This window comes from Deferribacterota bacterium (assembly GCA_034189185.1).
Taxonomy (GTDB): Bacteria; Chrysiogenota; Deferribacteres; order Deferribacterales; family UBA228; genus UBA228.
Genome location: JAXHVM010000165.1, coordinates 1 through 4,132 on the forward strand (window position 1 = coordinate 1; position 4,132 = coordinate 4,132).

The 4,132-nt window shown below is 32.1% G+C and carries 5 protein-coding genes; 4 read left to right on the forward strand and 1 reads right to left on the reverse strand.

The features are described from left to right. From SVN78_09115 to murB, 4 genes are all read left to right on the forward strand, one after another. Positions 1-284: FtsX-like permease family protein (locus tag SVN78_09115; GenBank protein ID MDY6821765.1), on the forward strand; the 284-nt coding region annotated here is incomplete at its 5' end. After that, the gene (locus SVN78_09120) at positions 277-936 is read left to right on the forward strand and encodes an ABC transporter ATP-binding protein (protein ID MDY6821766.1); all 660 of its coding nucleotides are present in this window, start codon (positions 277-279) and stop codon (positions 934-936) included. The genes SVN78_09115 and SVN78_09120, both read left to right, overlap by 8 nt. A gap of 4 nt (positions 937-940) precedes the next feature. Then, a complete protein-coding gene (gene mtnP, locus SVN78_09125; protein ID MDY6821767.1) occupies positions 941-1,729 on the forward strand; it encodes an S-methyl-5'-thioadenosine phosphorylase in 789 nt (262 codons plus the stop codon). Beyond that, entirely contained in the window at positions 1,687-2,604 is a 918-nt protein-coding gene (gene murB, locus SVN78_09130) for a UDP-N-acetylmuramate dehydrogenase (protein ID MDY6821768.1), read from the forward strand. Before mtnP ends, murB begins: the two co-directional genes overlap by 43 nt. A 151-nt stretch (positions 2,605-2,755) precedes the next feature. Here murB and arsB read toward each other — a convergent pair whose 3' ends face one another. After that, on the reverse strand, positions 2,756-3,892 hold the full coding sequence (arsB, locus tag SVN78_09135) for an ACR3 family arsenite efflux transporter (protein MDY6821769.1): 1,137 nt from the start codon (positions 3,890-3,892) through the stop codon (positions 2,756-2,758). Positions 3,893-4,132: the final 240 nt, after the last annotated feature.

Below are 4,132 nucleotides of genomic sequence, written 5' to 3' on the forward strand. Positions count from 1 at the left end.
CTTTAATAAGGAAAATTTTTATAAAGCAAGGGTTGTTAATTGGAGTTATTGGAACAGTTATTGGCAATATTCTAGCTTTTCTTGTTAGCTTTATGTTAGAGCGCTATAAGATTATATCCCTACCTGAGGAGATTTACTATATTGATAAAATTCCAATTAAGATAACACCTGAGATATTTTTAATTGTATCAGCCTCAACTATTATTATAACCTTTTTAGCTACCCTTTATCCATCTCAAAGAGCATCGAAATTGAACCCTTCACAGGTATTGAGAAATGAATGATTATATATTGAATATTAAGGATTTGCATAAATCTTTTATGAAGGCTCGCCAAAAAATAGAAGTATTAGTTAATTTTAATATAGAAATTGCTAAAGGAGAGTTTGTTGTTATTGTAGGACCATCAGGTTCTGGTAAATCAACGCTGTTGCATATCCTAGGTGGACTTGACACGCCTGATAGTGGCCTTTTATTGTATAATAATCAAAATATATTTGGGAAAAACAACAATATGGATAACTATAGAAAACACGTTGTTGGTTTTGTGTTTCAACATCACTATCTAATGCCAGATTTTACAATATTAGAAAATGTTATGATACCTGCAATGGTTGCAGGATTAGGGGATAAAGAAGCTAAAGAGAAAGCTTATAAGGTTATAGAGTTTTTAGGGCTCTCAGATAGGATAGAACATTATCCTGCAGAGTGTTCTGGTGGAGAAGGGCAAAGGGCTGCAATTTGTAGAGCCTTAATCAATAATCCAGAGATTATTTTAGCGGATGAACCTACAGGTAATTTAGATAGAAAAAATAGTGATAACGTTTTAAATATTTTTTTAAATGAAAATAAAAGAGGAACAACTATAATTGTTGCAACCCATGATGAAAATATTGCAAATTGTGCAGATAAGGTTGTACACTTAGAAAAGAGGTAGGTTTATGAATAGAATTGGGATTATAGGTGGCTCAGGCGTATATAAATTAGAAGGGCTTAAATTTATTGAGGAAATAAAGCTTGAAACTGATTATGGCAAGCCTTCTAGTAGCTATAAGGTTTATGAATTAAATAATACAGAATATTACTTTTTAGCAAGGCATGGGGATAAACACACCATTGCTCCACATAGGATAAATTATAGGGCAAATATTAATGGTTTTAAAAAGTTATCGGTGGATAAAATAATATCAATTTGTGCCGTTGGAGGCATTAGTGATTTATGCAAACCTGGCACAATAGTTATACCAGATGATATTTTGGACTTTACTTCTAATAGAGAATCTACATTCTTTGATTTTGGCAATATTTTTCATATTGATTTTACTGAGCCACTTTGCCCACAGTTGAGAGACACAATAAGTAAAATATTAGTTGATCATAAGATTAAATTTAATCAAAGGGCTACCTATGTATGTACTAATGGTCCAAGATTAGAAAGTCCAAGCGAAATAAAAATGTTTAAATTACTTGGTGCTGATATAGTTGGTATGACATTGATGCCAGAGGCAGTGTTAGCTAGAGAAGCTGAATTGTGTTATGCAAATGTTAGCATTGTAACAAACTATGCAGCTGGTCTATCGGCCAAAAAATTAACAACCTTAGAAGTAAAAGAAAATATGAATAAAAACAAAAGGATTGTTCAGGATGTACTATTTGAATTGGGCAACTATTTAATAGGGGATTTAAAATGCGAGCTTTGCAAAAATGCACTAAAAAATACAAAAGCATAGATTTTAAAAATGTAACAATTTTTAATGATGTTGATTTATCAACTTATTCTACCTATAAAACTGGTGGCGTATCTAAATATTTTGCTACCCCTAAAAATATAAATGAGTTAAGGGATGTTTTAGCCTTTATAAGGGATAATCAATTAGATTATTATTTTATTGGCAGGGGCAGTAATATACTATTTTCTGATAAGTATTTTGATGGGATTATTGTAAACCTTAGAAAGCTTAATAATTGGATATACTTTAATAGGGATATCTATTATATAGGTGCAGGTGTTTTGTTAGATGATTTTATAGGCTTTACAACAATCTTCGGTTTTTCAAAGATTATTTATTTATCTGGTATCCCTGGGACAATTGGTGGGGCTACATATATGAATGCTGGTGCTTATGGTGTTGAAATTGGTGATTTTATTACACATATCACTGTGTTAGATAAATATGGCAGGGTATTTATAGTTGATAATAGTAAAGCTAATTTTTCATATAGAAATGCAGATGGCTTAAAGGATTATATAATCTTATCAGTTGCATTAAAGTTATCTTTTGAATCTTCTTGTATGAATTCCCTAAAAATTAGGGACAATATTTTAACAAGAAGAGCAAGTAGTCAGCCATTAGAATATTCATCTTGTGGGTCAGTGTTTAAAAGAGGGAAAGATTATTGCGCAGGAGAGTTAATTGAAAAATGTGGACTAAAAGGCTACAAACTGGGGGGCTGTGAGGTTTCGACAAAACATTGTAATTTTATTGTTAATAAAAGAAATGCAACAAGCAGTGATATATACAATCTTATAAAATTTGTCAAAAAAACAGTTAAGGCTAAATTTAATATCGAACTAGAAGAAGAAGTAAAATTAGTGGGATTTTAATCATTGTAGATTGACTAAAACTTGCTGTGATTCTATATAATTTTAGGACATAGTGTTGGCAAGCTTGGGTTAAGAAAATGGCGTATTTACGGGGAAAATCTGACTTGCGAAGTCGGAGGAAAGTTGAGCTTGCGAAGTCGGGAGATCTTTTTCACGTTATTTTCTCAATTTTAGTAGTCCCATATTTAGTCTTGCACTGGGGTAAATCTAAATGGCATTCTTCAAATAAATAACAATATTTTTTACAAATTGATACAAGCATAAGCATTACAGGAACTTCAATTAAAACACCGACCACTGTTGCTAAAGCTGCACCAGAAGATAAGCCAAATAGCATTGTTGCTGTTGCTATTGCTACCTCAAAATGATTTGAAGCACCAATCATCGCAGAAGGAGCCGCATCATGATAGGAGAGCCTTAGTAGTCTAGCTAGGACAAAGTATCCCAGAGCAAAGATGAATATCGTTTGAATAAATAGGGGAATAGCAATCCACAATATTGTTAAAGGGTAATTTGTTATGATTTCTCCCTTGAAAGTGAATAAGAGGATCAGCGTTGCAAGGAGGGCGATTATACTAATAGGGGTAAGTAGGTGCAAAAACTTTTTGTTAAACCATTCTATTCCTTTGGATTTGATAACCCACTTACGCGAAAAATATCCTGCAATTAATGGTAAGGCCACATAAATCATTACTGAAAATAATATTGTTTGCCAAGGTATAGGCATTGCATTTACACCAAGTAAAAAACCTCCAAGAGGAGCATAAAGCACAAGCATTGTCAGAGAATTTATTGCAACCATAACTAAAGTAAGTCCATCATTACCTTTTGCCAAATAACTCCACATCAACACCATAGCTGTGCATGGGGCAATACCTAATAAAATAGCGCCTGAAACATAGCTTCTCCATAACTCAACTTCTTGTCCTGTTTTAATAATTTCTGCTCCAGGTAAAAATCCTTTAAAAAGGTAACCCAAAAAGAATGAAGCAATAAAATACATAGTAAAAGGTTTTATTGCCCAATTGATAAACAGTGTTAAGGCCACTGGTTTGGGTGTTTTTGCAGCTTTTACTACTTCTGCAAAATCTATCTTTACCATAATTGGATACATCATAAAAAATAGACAGATTGCAATAGGAATAGACACGTTATATATTGAAAAAGAATCCAGTTTAACTGCAATCTCAGGAGCTGCTCTTCCTAACAATATGCCAGCTCCAATACAGAGCAAAACCCAAATTGTTAGATATTTCTCAAAAATAGATAATTTCCTTTCCTCAGCCATTTTTATTTTCCTCCGCAAGATATTTTTCAGGAATATTTTCAATTTCCTTTAAGATTAATTCTTTTAGCTCCATATTTTTACCTCACTATTTATTTTGCATGTCTAACTTAAGTAATTTTAAATAACTAATTTCTATATAAGTTAAATGTATAGTATAAATCTCACGTTAAATAAATCACATCAAGGCCTTTATTTAGTTTTAATGCTATATGATTCTACCAGTTGAAGGAGTCAATTATT

What these genes read in the sequence shown, in the direction of transcription:
- murB (MDY6821768.1), top strand. Translation starts at nt 1,687, where the DNA reads ATGCGAGCTTTGCAAAAATGCACTAAAAAATACAAAAGCATAGATTTT.
- SVN78_09120 (MDY6821766.1), top strand. Translation starts at nt 277, where the DNA reads ATGAATGATTATATATTGAATATTAAGGATTTGCATAAATCTTTTATG.
- arsB (MDY6821769.1), bottom strand. Translation starts at nt 3,892, where the DNA reads ATGGCTGAGGAAAGGAAATTATCTATTTTTGAGAAATATCTAACAATT.
- mtnP (MDY6821767.1), top strand. Translation starts at nt 941, where the DNA reads ATGAATAGAATTGGGATTATAGGTGGCTCAGGCGTATATAAATTAGAA.